Genomic DNA, 15,459 nt, shown 5'->3' with positions numbered 1-15,459 from the left:
AGATTAATTCACGCTAAAGCTTTCACCGCAGCCACATTCTGCTACGACGTTTGGATTATTGAACTTCACAACCTGGTTAACACCTTCACGGACCAAATCGATTTGTGTGCCGCGAAGTAAGGTCAAAGATTCATCATCAATGGCCAACTTGATACCATCAAAATCCAACAAGGCATCCCCTTGCTCCGGCGCCGCAACAATATCCAGTACATAGGCATAGCCCGTGCAGCCGCTTTCTTTGGTGCTCAGGCGCACCACACCCTCTTGCTTCGCCAATTTAGAAGCAAAGAACTTTCGGGCTGAGTCTGTCAAACTCACTGTTTGTTTGGGATCAAATGTTTCTGTCGTCATAATGTCCTCCTAAGCCAACATCATGCGCACTTTTTTCAATGCGGCAAAAAACTGCTCAACTTCGTCGAGCGTATTGTAAATCGAGAACGACATGCGCGCCGTACCTGGCACGTTAAAACGAGCCATAAGCGGCTGAGCACAATGATCGCCAGTACGGATAGCAATCCCCTGACGATCCAAAAGAAATCCGATGTCTGCCGGATGACCTTCATCTAGCACAAAGCTAAACGCCCCCACTTTATCCTCTGCCTCGCCGATCATGCGCAGACCTTCAAAGTCCTTAGCAAGCTCGGTTGCACGAGTCATCAAAGCTTGTTCATGGGCTGCCACATCTGCGTGATCAAGAGCATCAAACCATCGAATAGCCTCACCTAATGCAATGGCATCACCGACATTTGGTGTACCCGCTTCTAGTCGATAAGGGAGTACATTCCAAGTAGCGTCTTGTAGGGTCACCGTAGCGATCATCTCACCACCAGTTTGCCAAACGGGCCATTGCGCTAATAGATCCGCCCTCCCCCAAAGCACCCCAACACCCATGGGACCATAAATCTTATGGCCTGAGAAAGCGTAGAAGTCACAGCCAATGTCTTGCACATCCACATTGCCATGAGCAATGCCTTGAGCGCCATCCACCAATACCCAAGCGTCAACGCGTTTTGCTTGCTCCGTCATCCATTTAATCGGATTCACAGTGCCCAATGAGTTAGACACATGGGGGAACGCCACTAACTTGGTGTTTTCATTTAATAAAGACGAGTAAACCTCTAAGTCTAACTCACCCTTGTCAGTCACAGGCACTGTATGTAAGGTCGCACCTGCGGCCTTACAAGCTTGCTGCCAAGTAACAATATTGGCGTGATGCTCCATGCCTGTCACAATCACTTCATCGGAAGCAGTCAGAAGCTTCGCTAAACCGTTAGCAATCATATTGATGCCTTCGGTCGTACCAGAAGTCCAAATCACTTCTTCACGCTTTGGCGCGTTAATGAAGTCTTTAATGATGTCGCGGGCGCCTTCAAACTTACGTGTCGCCTCATCCGCTAGCCGATGGGCACCACGGTGGACGTTAGAATTATACTGAGTGTAATACTCAACCAGCGCATCGATTACGCACTGCGGCTTTTGTGTGGTCGCGGCGTTATCGAGATATATAAGCGGCTTACCGTCGATTTCTCGTTTTAAGATTGGAAACTGCTCACGTATCGCAGCAACATCAAGACTCATAGCTTTCTCGCTTATTTAACTTCCATTTGAGCAAATCGGTCACGAATAATAGGACGCACCCATTCCGCTAACTCTGCAGCAGGCATCTGATCGATCAATTCATTAATAAAACCAAAACTCAACATAAGCTGGGCTTGAGAGCGACTCACACCGCGAGTTTGCAAGTAGTACAAGGCCTGTTTGTCGATCTCGGCAATGGTGGCACCATGAGCACAACGTACATCATCAGCGTAAATCTCAAGCTCCGGCTTGGTATTGATTTCAGCTTTGTTAGACATAAGCAGGTTACGGTTATTTAACTCTGCTAACGTCTTTTGCGCATCTGGATGAATATGGATACGTCCGTTAAAGACTGCTCTACTTTGGTCTGCGGCAATGCCGCGGATGTTTTCTTCGGTAGTACAGTTTGGCACCCCATGCTCAACGTTTGCATGCAAGTCAAACAACTCTTTTCCATCCAGCAAGTAGATTGCGTTCAGTTTTGCATCCGCTTTTTCACCAGCATGGATAATATCTGTGTCGATGCGCTGAAGATCACTACCAAAACCGATGATAGTGCTATTCAAAACTGCTTTTTCAAGCAATTTGAAGTGGCTTCCACCAATGGCAACATTATCTGCTGCCTGCATAGCAAAACGGTAATGCTCTAAGCTCGCTTCTGGGCCCACTAAAAACTCTGTAAACGCAGTGGTCAGAGAAGCCCCTTGAGCTTCAGCATTCTCAACGACTTTTACTGAGGCGCCCGCCTTGATGTCCACGACCACACGAATATGGCCTTGAGCGCCATTGCTCATCAAATTATTGATACGCACCATAGACTCAACGGCAACACCTTCTGCAACCGTTACCACCGCCACGTCAGCAGCCAAAACATCGTTGACCAAACCAAATACATGGCGTGCAGGCTTGATGGAGCCAAATAGGTCAGACTCCTGCATTTCAATGGTGATGCCTTCTGGTAGTTCTTCTGGCATAGACACCAACTGCCCATCCACAAAGGTCAACTCTAGAAACTCAATGCCTGCAATCTGTATTGGCTCCAGCTCTGGGGATTCTTCTTTGTAGATCGCAGTGCTACGCTCAACCGCTCGAAGCGGTGTGTACTTCCAAGCTTCGGTTTTACGGGTTGGCCATTTAACGTCTTTTAATTGCGTAAGCGCAGCCGCTCGCTGGCTTTCAAAACCATCTTGAATGCTGTCGGCACGAGCGATGGCTTGTTGTAACCATTCACTCATGATTAATCCTCTAGTTCGTCTTCAGTTGGCTCTGTTTGTAACCAAGCATACCCTTGTGCTTCCAGCTCTTTGGCCAAAGATGCATCACCACTTTTAACGATTTTACCGTCCGCCAAAACATGCACGAAGTCAGGCTTGATGTAATCCAAAAGGCGCTGATAGTGGGTCACAACGATAAAGCTGCGCTCAGAATCACGTTGGCTATTGACGCCGTTGGCAACCACTTGCATAGCATCGATGTCTAGACCAGAGTCGGTTTCATCCAAGATGCAAAGTTTTGGCTTAAGCAAAATCATCTGCATGATCTCGTTACGCTTTTTCTCACCGCCAGAGAAGCCTTCGTTAACACCACGCTTAAGGAAAGACACAGGCAAATTAACTTGTTTACAGGCTTCTTTAGCAATCTTTAGAAACTCTGCGGAAGTGAGTGACTCTTCGCCACGCGCTTCGCGCTGGGCATCTACTGCGACTTTTAGAAACTCAAGGTTGCTTACACCAGGGATTTCAACTGGGTATTGGAAGGCTAAGAAAAGCCCTGCACGAGCGCGATCTTCCACTTCCATTTCTAGCAAGTCTTCACCCGCTAAGGTCACAGAGCCACTATCAGCTTCGTAGCCATCACGACCAGAAAGCACATAACCAGTGGTGGATTTACCCGCACCATTTGGCCCCATGATGGCGTGTACTTCACCAGGTTTGATATCAAGGTTGAGACCTTTGAGAATGTTTTTTTCTTCTACACTGGCGTGCAAATCTTTAATCGACAACAAAACGTTTTCGTTTGACATGTTCAATGGGTTCCTCAACCTAACCAACAGAGCCTTCAAGGCTAATTTCGAGAAGTTTGCCCGCTTCAACGGCAAACTCCATAGGGAGTTCTTTGAATACTTCTTTACAGAAGCCGTTTACGATCATGGAGACCGCTTTTTCAGGATCCACACCACGTTGACGGCACAAGAACATTTGATCGTCGCTGACTTTAGAAGTCGTTGCTTCGTGTTCAACAATGGCCGACGGATTGCGGCTTTCCACGTATGGGAAGGTATGGGCGCCACACTTATCACCGATCAGCAAAGAGTCACACTGGGTGAAGTTACGTGCACCTTCTGCACCTGGGTTCATACGCACTAAACCGCGATAGGCATTGCTACTGCGACCAGCGGAGATCCCTTTAGAGATAATCGTAGATTTAGTGTTTTTACCGATATGAATCATCTTGGTCCCCGTATCCGCTTGTTGGCGGCCACGAGTCAAAGCGACAGAATAAAACTCACCAATACTGTTGTCCCCTTTCAAGACACAGCTTGGGTACTTCCAAGTCACTGATGAGCCCGTTTCTACCTGCGTCCAAGAGATTTTCGCATTGGTATGGCAGACACCACGTTTAGTAACGAAGTTGTAAATACCGCCTTTACCTTCTTCATCACCTGGATACCAGTTCTGAACGGTAGAATATTTGATTTCCGCATCGTCCATAGCCACCAGCTCAACTACCGCAGCGTGAAGTTGGTTTTCGTCACGTTGAGGTGCAGTACAGCCTTCAAGGTAGCTAACGTATGAGCCTTCATCGGCAACGATTAAGGTACGTTCGAATTGACCAGTATTTTGTTCGTTAATACGGAAATATGTAGACAGCTCCATCGGACAGCGAGTGCCTTTTGGAATGTAAACGAATGAGCCATCAGTGAAGACAGCACAGTTTAGAGCGGCAAAGAAGTTATCCTTAGTAGGAACAACACTACCAAGGTATTTTTTAACTAATTCAGGGTACTTATGAACGGCTTCGGAGATTGGGCAAAAAATAACGCCGGCCTCTTCTAGCTTTTCACGGAAAGTCGTCACCACCGATACCGAATCGAATACAGCATCTACTGCAACACCCGCTAGCATTTGCTGCTCAACCAAAGGGATACCTAACTTTTCGTAGGTACGCAGCAACTCAGGATCCACTTCATCAAGAGATTTAGGCTTATCCTTCATACTCTTTGGCGCAGAGTAGTAAGAGATCGCTTGAAAATCGACTTTTTCGTAATCCACATGAGCCCAATCAGGCTCATCCATTTCTTGCCAAACACGAAACGCATTAAGACGCCATTCCAGCATCCACTCAGGTTCACCTTTGACTTCAGAGATTCGGCGGATAACGTCTTCGTTAAGCCCTGGCTCAAACGTTTCTGATTCCACTGCAGAAACGAAGCCTGCTTCGTATTCTCGAGCTAACGCCTTATCAATCTGCTCAGTCATATTCGAAACTCACTCGTTGTTCTAGGAATGCTAGGCATTCACTTGATTATGTTTGTTAATTGATGAGTGCCGCAGAGATTTTATCAATCGAACTGCCACCAACCATCTTGCTATCATGCTCCTGACGCTCAGCCACTTGACGTACGTCGTTGCGCTGAACCAGTTTTTCGAGACTGATACCACTCAAAAAATCATGAATCTGATCGCTTAAATCACACCAAAGGTGATGCGTCAGACATGTGTTGCCTCCCTGACAATCACTCCGCCCTTTACATCCTGTCGCGTCTACTGATTCATTCACAGCATCCACAATTTGAGCGACGTAAATATCTGCTCGATCTCGACTCAAGCGATAACCACCGCCCGGCCCACGAACACTAAGAACCAAGTTTTGCTTTCGCAACTTGGCAAACAACTGCTCGAGATAAGACAAAGAGATACCTTGACGATTTGAGATATCAGAAAGTGACACTGGCCCACTGTCTGTGTGTAAAGCCAAGTCCAGCATTGCCGTCACGGCGTAACGGCCTTTTGTTGTTAAGCGCATACACGTTCCACTCAAATACTCATTGATGGAGCAAATAATACACAAAACCTACTATTTTGATCAAGTATTTACCCGACTGTATTAGTAGGTTATTAGCGCTTATCTAAATTCTGCGGTATTTTAAGGGTATACGTTTCAAAACTGAACAAATTCCCTAGCATTTGTTTCTATATACTGATGAGTTTTTCTGATAAACCTCTTAATAATTGAAGTAAAGGTTCCTAAGGAGCATCAGCATGGCCAAAAACGCCGATAAAGTTGAGCAAAAAGACGACACAGAGCAAGAAAGCAAACCCAAACGCAAACTCCCCTTAGGGCTGATTGCCAGTTTCTTTGGTTGCTTTGTTTTAAGCGTAGGCGCCTCCTCAGGAGTAACCTATATGCTGGTCTCTAGTAATACTGAGGATGAAATCAGTGCTGAGGAAGAAACAGTAGACTCGCAACTGGTGGCCATGCGCCAAAGCATTGAACAGCAAAACAGTGCCATTGATGCCATGAGTGCTGAAAATGAAACGCTGAAAACCTATCTACGTCATAGTAGCGCCACAGCCTTGAAAAACATCTTGATTAACCAAGAAGAAAACATTCAAGGCTACTTATCGGTTATGCGGCAGGCTATTGGTGACTTAGGTGACATATTACCTAATGGCACAGATTGGGAAACCACCTATCAGTATCAGATGGATCTGGCGATGAAATCGAGCATGGAACGCGCAAGTCTATTGCGCCTGCTCAAAACTGGCGAACCGCCAGAACAACCCAATAATGTTGCTCCACAAACCACAACAAGCACTCAATAACGCTTCATGCCCCCTTGTTTGGTGTAAAGATCTTTACACCAAACAAGCACCTCCACTTCACCTACACCCACAAAAACTTTTAATTTTACCTTTATAAATCAGACACTTAGAATAGAAATCAAACACTCTCCAAACCACCCGGTTTTTGCAATACTTTAGGATACGCATAGGCCCATTCACTATTTCGATTGAGCGTTTGCAATGCTTGCATAATGATCATTGACGGTCAGCACCCAAGCCACGAGCTTAAATAACAACACAGTAAGGTGCTTTTACTCATCGTCAAATTACATAAGGAACCATTATGTCAATTCGCAAGACGCTTATCGCGAGCGCTATTCTTTCCGCTACCGTTACCTCCAGCTATACCCTTGCCGCCCATGTACCTGAAGGCGTTAAACTGGCAGACAAGCAAGAGCTGGTTAAAGGCGGTGGTGCAGAACCTGCAACCCTAGATCCTCAAAAAATCGAGGGTACTCCAGGCTCATTACGTGCTAGGGATTTGTTTGAAGGACTGTACAACCAAGATGGTGATGGCAACTTGATCCCTGGCGTTGCAGAAAGCTACACAGCGAATGATGACAACACCGTCTACACCTTTAAACTACGTAAAGATGCCACCTGGTCAAATGGCGAACCTGTTACAGCAGAAGACTTCGTGTTTGGCTTTACCCGTGCCGTAGATCCAGCCACCGCATCGCCTTATGCTTGGTTCATTGAAATCCCATCCATTGTAAATGCCAGCAAAATCATTTCAGGGGAAGCAGATCCTTCCACATTGGGAGTCAAAGCACTGGACGACCATACCTTTCAGGTCACCCTTGAACGCCCTGTACCATATTTCGTAAAAATGACGTCCCACCAAACCATGTTCCCTGCTCCTAAAGCAGTCGTAGAAAAATGGGGTGATGACTGGACTAAACCAGAGCACATCGTATCAAACGGCGCATATCAACTGGATGATTGGATCGTTAACGAAAAGATGGTGTTCACTCGAAACACTCACTACTGGAACAACGATGAGACTGTTATCAACAAAGTCACCATCTTACCAATCGAGTCCCCTAACGCAGAAATGAAACGCTATCAAGCGGGTCAAATGGACGTTAGTTATGAATTACCTAACGATCACTTTAAACAGTTAACCAAAAGCATCCCAGACGAAGTTGTTGTAACGCCTCAACTCGGCACCTATTACTACCAATTCAACACAAAGCAAGCGCCATTTGATGATGTTCGCGTTCGTAAAGCCCTGTCCTACACCATCAACCGCGACGTAATTGCGAAATTTGTCACAGGAACAGGAGAGCTTCCTTCCTACTCGTTCACCCCTGACGTTGTAAACGGCTTTACACCTGCAAAACCTGACTACGCTACTTGGTCGCAAAAAGAACGTGACGAGAAAGCGAAAGAGCTGCTAAATGACGCAGGTTTTGGCCCAAGCAACCCACTCAAATTCAACCTGCTTTACAACACTAATGACAATCATAAAAAGATTGCCATCGCTGTTTCATCTATGTGGAAAAAGGCCCTCGGTATTAATGTCACACTAGAAAACCAGGAATGGAAAACCTACCTCGAAACCAAAAAAGCGGGTAATTTTGAAGTGGCTCGAGCCGGCTGGATTGGTGACTACAATGAAGCCTCCACCATGCTGGATTTACTAACAACGACCCACGGCAACAACGACGGCAAGTACAGCAACGCCGAGTACGACAAGCTGTTGCATGACGCCCGCACCATGAAAGCCCCCGCACAGAATTACAATGCCGCCGAAGAGATTGCCATCGAGCAAGACATGGCTGTGGCACCTATCTACCAGTACACCACGAAACGTCTAGTGAAGCCTTATGTGGGTGGCTACATGCCAAACCCAGAGGACAATATCTATACCCGTGATATGTACATCATTGCCCACTAATCGACTCGAGTCGAAACGGACAAGGCCCCCTGGGCCTTGTCTATTTGTTCCACCCCCATTCGCTTGGGTTAACACAAGTAATTCAACATGCTGACATTTATTATCAAGCGTATTTTTGAAGCGATTCCGACTCTGCTGGTCTTGATTACGATTTCGTTTTTTTTGATGCACGCCGCGCCGGGCAGCCCTTTCTCTAGTGAACGAAGCCTACCACCAGAAGTACTCGCCAACATTAATGCAAAATATCACCTAGATGAACCCGTCATTAACCAGTACTTCCGTTATCTTGGTGGCTTATTACAAGGGGATTTCGGCCCATCCTTCCGTTACAAAGATTTCTCTATTAACGAGCTGATCGAACAGAGCTTTCCCGTCTCCGCCAAGATCGGTATATGGTCATTTCTAGTCGCACTTATCCTAGGCGTGGGAAGCGGCATTATTGCTGCTTTGAAACAAAACTCTTGGTGGGATGTGGGTGTCATGGCGTTTGCTAACCTCGGCATCGTTCTACCCAACTTCGTACTCGCCCCCCTGTGTATTTTGCTGTTTTCTATCCATCTTAATTGGCTTCCCCCGGGTGGTTGGAACGGTGGCGCATGGCCTTATTTAGTGATGCCTGTGATTGCCATGTCCACCAGCTATATTGCACAGATCGCACGAATCACACGGGGAAGCATGATTGAAACCATGCATTCCAACTTCATTCGCACCGCTCGTGCCAAAGGACTACCGAAGTTTCGCATCATTTTTCAACATGCCCTGCGTCCAGCCATGCTTCCGGTTATTTCATACCTAGGCCCCGCATTCGTTGGCATTGTCACCGGGTCTGTGATCGTAGATGTCTATTTCGGCACCGGTGGGATAGGTCAGCACTTTATTAATGGCGCATTAAACCGTGACTACTCCATGGTAATGGGAGTCACTATTTTGATCGGCACATTGACGATTCTATTCAACGCCATCGTCGACATTCTTTATGCCGTGATCGATCCAAAAATCCGCTACTAGGTTCCTGTTATGCAAATCACAAAAGATAAAATTCAGACGGTAGAGCAATTCGCCCTCGACGTCACAGAAGTACAAGGCAGAAGCTTATGGCAAGACGCCCGAAGACGCTTCTTCTCTAACAAAGCGGCAGTGGTAAGCTTAGTTATACTCGCCCTAATTACAGCAATCAGTCTAATAGGCCCGTTATTAAGCCAATGGCACTACGAAGACATAGATTGGGAAGCCCTTTCAGATATCAGTACTCTGGGTCGCCCTAATATTGAAAATGGCCACTACTTTGGCACAGATACTCTCGGGCGAGATATCTTCGTTCGCACCATGCAAGGCGGCCAAATATCGCTTTTAGTGGGCATTATGGGGAGCTTCGTAGCCATCGTCATTGGAACCCTATACGGAGCAACATCAGGGTACCTTGGTGGCCGAGTAGACAGTATCATGATGCGCGCCCTAGAGATTTTAAACTCTTTCCCTTTTATGTTTTTCGTCATTATTTTGATGACGCTTTTTGGCCGTCACATCTTCTTAATATTTGTCGCCATTGGCGCTATTTCTTGGCTCGACATGGCGAGAATTGTACGCGGGCAAACCTTAAGTCTGAAAAACAAAGAGTTTATTGAAGCCGCTCATGCCTGCGGCGTTTCAAGCACCAAGATCATCCTTCGCCACATAGTACCCAATGTACTTGGGATTGTTGTCGTGTATGCCACCTTACTCGTACCTAACATGATTCTACTGGAGTCTTTTATTAGCTTCCTTGGTCTTGGGGTTCAAGAGCCTATGACAAGCTGGGGAGCTTTGATTTCAGAGGGTGCTCAAAACATGGAAATCGCAGTCTGGCAGCTTGCTTGGCCTCTGAGTTTTCTGATTGCCACCCTGTTTTGTTTTAACTTTTTAGGCGACGGGCTGCGAGACGCCCTCGATCCAAAAGATCGATAAGGAGCCGATAATGAGCTTATTAACCGTTAATAATTTACAAGTACACTTCAACACACCAGATGGCCAAGTCACCGCGGTAAACAACTTAAACTTCTCCTTAAACCAAGGGGAAACCCTAGGCATAGTTGGCGAATCCGGTTCAGGAAAAAGCCAAACAGCTTTTGCCTTGATGGGATTGCTAGCGAAAAACGGCGTGATTGAAGGTGAAGCCATTTTTAACCAGCAAAACCTGCTGACTCTCAATGAAAAGGCGTTAAACAAAGTAAGAGCATCGGAAATTGCCATGATTTTTCAGGACCCGATGACCTCCCTCAATCCCTACATGAAGGTCGGCAAACAACTGATGGAAGTCTTAAAGCTGCATCGTGGTATGTCGCACAGTGCAGCCTTTGAGGCCTCCGTACGCATGCTAGAAGCCGTGAAGATCCCAGAAGCACGCCAGCGTATGAACCATTACCCTCACGAATTCTCTGGAGGCATGCGTCAACGGGTTATGATCGCCATGGCACTACTCTGCCAACCTAAACTCTTGATTGCAGATGAACCAACCACTGCCCTAGATGTAACAGTACAAGCGCAAATCCTAACCTTGTTAAACGAACTCAAAGCAGACTTTGATACATCAATCATCATGATTACCCATGATCTAGGTGTTGTGGCTGGATTATGTGACCAAGTCCTGGTGATGTATGCGGGACAAACCATGGAATACGGCTCCACCGAAGACGTTTTTTACCGACCGACTCACCCTTATACACAAGGGCTGCTGCAAGCGGTGCCTCGCTTGGACACCGAAGGAGAACTGCTAAGCACCATACCAGGCAATCCACCAAACCTATTGCATTTGCCCAAAGGATGCCCCTTCCAAGAACGTTGCCTCCATAAGGAGTCACGCTGCGAAACAGAGGAACCTACCTTAGATGAATTCGCCTCAGGGCGACTCCGCGCATGCCATCACCCGATTGATACACAGGTTGCCCTATGATGAATAACAAAACTTCAATCATGGAAGTGAATAACCTTAAGGTGCACTTCCAAATCAAAAAAGATAATGCTTGGCCCTGGGAAAAACCTCGCACACTCAAGGCCGTAGATGGCATAAACCTGAGTATCTATGAAGGGGAAACCTTAGGTATTGTCGGCGAATCAGGTTGTGGTAAATCCACCCTCGCTCGGGGGATACTTCGCCTAGTGCCCATCACAGAAGGGAGCGTGGTGTGGCTAGGGAAAGACCTCACCTCCTTAGATAAACAGCAGTTGCGCGCTAAACGGCAAGAGCTACAAATGATCTTTCAAGATCCATTAGCGTCTCTTAATCCTCGCATGACTGTGGGCGAAATTATTGGCGAGCCACTCACCACCTTCAGACCTGAGTTAACCAAGGACCAGGTCAAGGAAGAAGTGAGGCAAATGATGGCCAAGGTTGGCTTGTTACCAAACGTGATCAACCGCTACCCACATGAGTTTTCCGGTGGCCAATGTCAACGTATCGGTATCGCCCGTGCACTGATCCTAAAACCGAAGTTAATTGTCTGTGATGAGCCTGTGTCAGCCCTGGACGTCTCCATTCAAGCTCAAGTGGTGAACTTGCTAAAAGCCCTGCAAAAGGAAATGGGATTGTCCTTAGTGTTTATCGCCCACGATCTAAGTGTGGTAAAACACATATCTGATCGAGTGCTTGTTATGTACTTGGGCAATGCAGTGGAAATAGCCCATAAGAATGAACTCTATGACAATCCGCGTCACCCTTACACCCAAGCATTGCTGTCCGCCGTGCCTGTACCTGATCCAAAGTTAGAGCGAAACAAAGAAATCCAACTGCTTGCCGGAGAGCTTCCTTCGCCTATGTCACCACCTTCCGGCTGCGTCTTTCGGACCCGCTGCCCCCATGCCAAGGAACTGTGTGAAACACAGAAGCCAACATTGACTCAAGTAAATGATCTTCATTACGTCGCTTGCACCCGCAAGGACGAACTTCAATAACAAAAAAGCCCGATGGAAACATCGGGCTTTTTCTTAAATTTCTGGCACCACTTCAACCAGTGGACGCTGCCGTTTCTTCGCTCTTTCCGCCAGCATATCTTTTCTACCAATGTAGAAAAGCGGCAAAATAATCAGAGCGGCGCCCAAGATCAAGCTAAGATCGATCCCCTCACCAAAGAACAGCCATCCCGCTACAATGGCGAATAATAAGCCAGAGTACTCCGCAGAGCTCACCTGACTAGACGCCACATAACGGTATCCTATTAAGCAACCCATACTGTAAGCAACGGAACACACGGAAGAAGCTAAGGCGAAACCAAATTGTTCCCAAGTTAAAGAGCCACCTTCCCAAATGGCTAAAGCTCCAGCAAGAGGTAGCGCACAAAATTGTGCTACCAAAAGGCCATGCATTGCACTTTGACCCGTTGGTAATTTACGCACCAAAAGACTATTCACCGCCAATACAAAAGCAAACGCTAGAGCGCTTAACATGCCCCAACCAATATAACTTGGCTTTAAAATAACAAGAACGCCTAAAAAACCTGAGATTGCAGCCACAGATACCGCAGGCGTTAGCTTCTCTTTGTAAAACACTACCGCCAATAAGATGATAAAAATAGGCGCTGTGTAAAAAATGGCATTGGCGGTTGCTAAAGGCAATTGCGAAAGTGAAATGACCAATAAAACAGACGTCAAGATCCACAGGTTACCACGCACAACATGCAACTTAAGCCCAGCGAAAGGGTTCTGCTCACGCTTACGCAATACGAAAGGCATCAGCAAAAGACACATGAATAACACACGGAAAAAAGTAAACTGAAATACCGCCACATTCGCATCGGCCAACTTGATAAACACATCACACAATGTGGCCATCAAATTCCCCAATACCAAAACAACAATGGCACTACTTACCGTACGCCCAGACATCGCTCATTACCTCAAAACAGTGAATCAATGGCGGCAGTATAATTAACAACAAAAATCCAATAAAATGATATAATTTAACCAACTATTAGTTTTTTGGATACTAAAATGAAGCTGCCACCATTGAAGTCACTTCCCGTATTTGAAGCTGTTGCCCGATTAAACAGTTTCTCATTGGCAGCGGAAGAACTTCACATTACTCAAAGTGCCGTATCCCATCATGTGAAGAGTCTAGAAAATCATTTAGGTGAACAGCTTTTTCTACGCTCAGGTAGAAAGCTCGAGTTGACTCAAGAGGGACGAAGCTACTTAGACAGCATCACCAGCTCCCTCAATCAAATTGCCCGAGCAACCGAACAGGTCAAAGGCGCGACGGAAGCAAAATTGAGGCTAGCGGTTTACAGCTCATTTGCTGTGTATTGGTTAATTCCGCGGCTACCAAATTTAAAACGACAGTTCCCTAATTTAGAGCTGACCATTGAAATGACCTTCTCCGAGCCTGAACTATCAGATCGCACAGCCGATTGCTTCATCACCATTGAGACAAACAAAAGAGGGTTTGAGTTTGAATACTTCTACACAGAAAGATTGTTTCCAGTTTGTAGCCAAGGGATGTATCAACAAATCAAAGCAGAATTAAACGCTGACACAGATGAGGACTTGCTTACGATTCTGGAAGCGCAACCAGAGGCACTGGCCAAATTTCCTTTGATCACGTCCTATAGTATGTACGATAAATATGCTGAGGATTGGCGTAGATGGTTCGATGAACAAAAAGTAGTGATGCCCGACAACGTGATGTTTCATCGCTTCAGCCACCTAATGCTCGCTCAAGAGGCCGCCATACATTCGCTAGGAATAGCCTTAGTAAATGATTATATGTACAACGAAAACGAGCCCCAGGATGGACTGGTAAAGATACCGTGCTTTTATCATAACGCTAAGGACAAGTTCTACTTAGCATTCAAACAAAGCAGAAAGCACGAACCAGCTTTGCAACAACTGCGCAGCTGGCTCATGAAGGAATTTAACACCCTAGTAGAGAACTAGTTGCTTGTGGCGGCTCGCTCTTTTTTGACCGCCGCAATAACAAAGGCAAGTAACTCAACCGCTGCGATCATAACAATCGAGTAGCCTAAAAGCTCTGTCCCCTCTTCCACAACATTTTTAACAACACGGACATAACCATCTCCCATCAGGGCTTTCCATAAATCACCGCGTCCCATCATGCGAGAGAAAGCTAAGATGATCACCATGCCACAAGCCACAAAACCAAAACTCGATGTTTCAGAGAAACGACGTAGAGACTGATAGCTCTCTTTCACTTGCTTGCGAAGAACAACAATCACAACCAACAAAATCACACTGACGATTGCCTGCCATGCACCATCAAACACATTTTGATCTAGGTACGAATCCGACTCACGGACACACATCATCAAAGTAAGGGCACCTAAAAGAATGCAGGCTTGACGAAGTGGCTTAGAGTAATAAGCACAAATAAAGAAAATCACAGAACTAGAAAACGTAAACAAGTCCTGAAGCCTCTCCGTAAGAGATTGCTCGTTGTACTCTGCCGCAGTCCCAAACTCAAAAGCCTCTAAGGCGATACACTGCGCAATGGCAGCCAAACCAAACAAATAAATTAAACCACGAATAATAAACATCACTATCTCCAAGCAGAACCTGAAGAAGTTTACAGACTAGCTAATGTTAAAAAGAGACCATGTAAGTAACTACCGCTGTGTATTCACATTACTGCAGAAAACATACACTTTAATCCCAATTAGTAAAAAGTCGAATAAAAGATATAATTAAAACAGTCACTTAGAATCATCGAATTATGTAAATCTAAAATATTAGACATAACGTTCGCACTAGAATATCCAGACAAACTCAAAAACACTTAACAGAACACAATTCAACAGCAACTTACACCTGTGACCGCCGTATCAACCAAGTAGCAAGTCTCAGGCATCTCATGTCCCTTCCCTTTTAAAGGGGAAGGCTAGGATGGGGTTCGGATTCGTAGGGGTCAAAACCCTATACTATTAGGGATTGCCTGAAACTAATGTACGTAAAGGGATCTGACCCCTTTTAACGCAGGCATCTCAGGTTCCTTCCCCTTTTTAAGGGGAAGGTTAGGATGGGGTTAATCTGCCTCGTCATTAATGTAAACGACCTACAATGATCTGACGCTGCGCGTCATCCCCTGCGGGCATCCTTCGGATGTCTGCCACTGGCTCCTTCGGAGCATGGTGTCATCTCACGTCCCTTCCC

General features: G+C 46.2%; 15 protein-coding genes. 7 read left to right on the top strand and 8 right to left on the bottom strand.

What is annotated here, in order from left to right:
* Nucleotides 1-3: 3 nt before the first annotated feature.
* From ACFQ45_RS02790 to iscR, 6 genes are read right to left on the bottom strand one after another with little or no spacing between them, the layout of a single operon-like run.
* The gene (locus ACFQ45_RS02790; protein ID WP_377365116.1) at nucleotides 4-351 is read right to left on the bottom strand and encodes a HesB/IscA family protein; all 348 of its coding nucleotides are present in this window, start codon (nucleotides 349-351) and stop codon (nucleotides 4-6) included.
* Between the two features lie 9 nt (nucleotides 352-360).
* Nucleotides 361-1,578, bottom strand: a complete 1,218-nt coding sequence (locus tag ACFQ45_RS02785; protein WP_377365114.1) for an aminotransferase class V-fold PLP-dependent enzyme — start codon at nucleotides 1,576-1,578, stop codon at nucleotides 361-363.
* 11 nt (nucleotides 1,579-1,589) lie between these two features.
* A complete protein-coding gene (sufD, locus tag ACFQ45_RS02780; protein WP_377365112.1) occupies nucleotides 1,590-2,813 on the bottom strand; it encodes a Fe-S cluster assembly protein SufD in 1,224 nt (407 codons plus the stop codon).
* A 2-nt stretch (nucleotides 2,814-2,815) separates the two neighbouring features.
* Nucleotides 2,816-3,601 carry a Fe-S cluster assembly ATPase SufC gene (gene sufC, locus ACFQ45_RS02775; protein ID WP_452600440.1) on the bottom strand — a complete coding sequence of 262 codons (786 nt, stop codon included), beginning with the start codon at nucleotides 3,599-3,601 and terminating at the stop codon, nucleotides 2,816-2,818.
* Between the two features lie 19 nt (nucleotides 3,602-3,620).
* Complete coding sequence (gene sufB / locus ACFQ45_RS02770; RefSeq protein ID WP_377365110.1) at nucleotides 3,621-5,057, bottom strand: Fe-S cluster assembly protein SufB; 1,437 nt, start codon at nucleotides 5,055-5,057, stop codon at nucleotides 3,621-3,623.
* Nucleotides 5,058-5,112: 55 nt separating this feature from the next.
* On the bottom strand, nucleotides 5,113-5,604 hold the full coding sequence (gene iscR / locus ACFQ45_RS02765; protein WP_377365108.1) for a Fe-S cluster assembly transcriptional regulator IscR: 492 nt from the start codon (nucleotides 5,602-5,604) through the stop codon (nucleotides 5,113-5,115).
* Nucleotides 5,605-5,840: 236 nt separating this feature from the next.
* On the opposite strand from iscR, the gene ACFQ45_RS02760 reads away from it, so the two are divergent.
* The 6 genes from ACFQ45_RS02760 (at nucleotide 5,841) to oppF (ending at nucleotide 12,252) form a co-directional block, all read left to right on the top strand.
* Entirely contained in the window at nucleotides 5,841-6,404 is a 564-nt protein-coding gene (locus ACFQ45_RS02760; RefSeq protein WP_377365106.1) for a hypothetical protein, read from the top strand.
* 304 nt (nucleotides 6,405-6,708) lie between these two features.
* On the top strand, nucleotides 6,709-8,325 hold the full coding sequence (locus ACFQ45_RS02755) for an ABC transporter substrate-binding protein (protein WP_377365104.1): 1,617 nt from the start codon (nucleotides 6,709-6,711) through the stop codon (nucleotides 8,323-8,325).
* Between the two features lie 87 nt (nucleotides 8,326-8,412).
* Nucleotides 8,413-9,333, top strand: a complete 921-nt coding sequence (gene oppB / locus ACFQ45_RS02750; protein ID WP_377365102.1) for an oligopeptide ABC transporter permease OppB — start codon at nucleotides 8,413-8,415, stop codon at nucleotides 9,331-9,333.
* Nucleotides 9,334-9,342: 9 nt separating this feature from the next.
* Complete coding sequence (gene oppC / locus ACFQ45_RS02745) at nucleotides 9,343-10,269, top strand: oligopeptide ABC transporter permease OppC (protein ID WP_377365100.1); 927 nt, start codon at nucleotides 9,343-9,345, stop codon at nucleotides 10,267-10,269.
* A 10-nt stretch (nucleotides 10,270-10,279) separates the two neighbouring features.
* Nucleotides 10,280-11,254, top strand: a complete 975-nt coding sequence (gene oppD, locus ACFQ45_RS02740) for an oligopeptide ABC transporter ATP-binding protein OppD (protein ID WP_377365098.1) — start codon at nucleotides 10,280-10,282, stop codon at nucleotides 11,252-11,254.
* Nucleotides 11,251-12,252 carry a murein tripeptide/oligopeptide ABC transporter ATP binding protein OppF gene (oppF, locus tag ACFQ45_RS02735; RefSeq protein WP_377365096.1) on the top strand — a complete coding sequence of 334 codons (1,002 nt, stop codon included), beginning with the start codon at nucleotides 11,251-11,253 and terminating at the stop codon, nucleotides 12,250-12,252. The genes oppD and oppF overlap by 4 nt, the downstream gene beginning before the upstream one ends.
* Nucleotides 12,253-12,285: 33 nt before the next feature.
* On the opposite strand, the gene ACFQ45_RS02730 is transcribed toward oppF, so the two are convergent.
* Nucleotides 12,286-13,182, bottom strand: a complete 897-nt coding sequence (locus tag ACFQ45_RS02730; RefSeq protein ID WP_377365094.1) for a DMT family transporter — start codon at nucleotides 13,180-13,182, stop codon at nucleotides 12,286-12,288.
* A gap of 105 nt (nucleotides 13,183-13,287) precedes the next feature.
* Between ACFQ45_RS02730 and ACFQ45_RS02725 the strand changes: the two genes are divergently transcribed.
* Nucleotides 13,288-14,229 carry a LysR family transcriptional regulator gene (locus ACFQ45_RS02725; RefSeq protein WP_377365092.1) on the top strand — a complete coding sequence of 314 codons (942 nt, stop codon included), beginning with the start codon at nucleotides 13,288-13,290 and terminating at the stop codon, nucleotides 14,227-14,229.
* Here the strand turns inward: ACFQ45_RS02725 and ACFQ45_RS02720 are convergent.
* Nucleotides 14,226-14,846 (bottom strand): hypothetical protein, encoded by a 621-nt coding sequence (locus ACFQ45_RS02720; protein WP_377365090.1) that lies wholly within the window; start codon nucleotides 14,844-14,846, stop codon nucleotides 14,226-14,228. The two genes, ACFQ45_RS02725 and ACFQ45_RS02720, sit on opposite strands and share 4 nt — an antisense overlap.
* Nucleotides 14,847-15,459: the final 613 nt, after the last annotated feature.

This window comes from Rhodanobacter aciditrophus (genome assembly GCF_042679525.1).
In the GTDB taxonomy this organism is placed as follows: Bacteria; Pseudomonadota; Gammaproteobacteria; order Pseudomonadales; family Marinomonadaceae; genus Marinomonas; species Marinomonas aciditrophus.
Note: the sequence above shows the minus strand (reverse complement) of the source record. Positions and strands in the feature narration are given on the sequence as shown.

What these genes read in the sequence shown, in the direction of transcription:
- ACFQ45_RS02755 (WP_377365104.1), top strand. Translation starts at nt 6,709, where the DNA reads ATGTCAATTCGCAAGACGCTTATCGCGAGCGCTATTCTTTCCGCTACC.
- oppC (WP_377365100.1), top strand. Translation starts at nt 9,343, where the DNA reads ATGCAAATCACAAAAGATAAAATTCAGACGGTAGAGCAATTCGCCCTC.
- oppF (WP_377365096.1), top strand. Translation starts at nt 11,251, where the DNA reads ATGATGAATAACAAAACTTCAATCATGGAAGTGAATAACCTTAAGGTG.
- oppB (WP_377365102.1), top strand. Translation starts at nt 8,413, where the DNA reads ATGCTGACATTTATTATCAAGCGTATTTTTGAAGCGATTCCGACTCTG.
- sufB (WP_377365110.1), bottom strand. Translation starts at nt 5,057, where the DNA reads ATGACTGAGCAGATTGATAAGGCGTTAGCTCGAGAATACGAAGCAGGC.
- sufD (WP_377365112.1), bottom strand. Translation starts at nt 2,813, where the DNA reads ATGAGTGAATGGTTACAACAAGCCATCGCTCGTGCCGACAGCATTCAA.
- ACFQ45_RS02785 (WP_377365114.1), bottom strand. Translation starts at nt 1,578, where the DNA reads ATGAGTCTTGATGTTGCTGCGATACGTGAGCAGTTTCCAATCTTAAAA.
- sufC (WP_452600440.1), bottom strand. Translation starts at nt 3,601, where the DNA reads ATGTCAAACGAAAACGTTTTGTTGTCGATTAAAGATTTGCACGCCAGT.
- ACFQ45_RS02725 (WP_377365092.1), top strand. Translation starts at nt 13,288, where the DNA reads ATGAAGCTGCCACCATTGAAGTCACTTCCCGTATTTGAAGCTGTTGCC.
- ACFQ45_RS02730 (WP_377365094.1), bottom strand. Translation starts at nt 13,182, where the DNA reads ATGTCTGGGCGTACGGTAAGTAGTGCCATTGTTGTTTTGGTATTGGGG.
- ACFQ45_RS02720 (WP_377365090.1), bottom strand. Translation starts at nt 14,846, where the DNA reads ATGTTTATTATTCGTGGTTTAATTTATTTGTTTGGTTTGGCTGCCATT.
- ACFQ45_RS02760 (WP_377365106.1), top strand. Translation starts at nt 5,841, where the DNA reads ATGGCCAAAAACGCCGATAAAGTTGAGCAAAAAGACGACACAGAGCAA.
- iscR (WP_377365108.1), bottom strand. Translation starts at nt 5,604, where the DNA reads ATGCGCTTAACAACAAAAGGCCGTTACGCCGTGACGGCAATGCTGGAC.
- oppD (WP_377365098.1), top strand. Translation starts at nt 10,280, where the DNA reads ATGAGCTTATTAACCGTTAATAATTTACAAGTACACTTCAACACACCA.
- ACFQ45_RS02790 (WP_377365116.1), bottom strand. Translation starts at nt 351, where the DNA reads ATGACGACAGAAACATTTGATCCCAAACAAACAGTGAGTTTGACAGAC.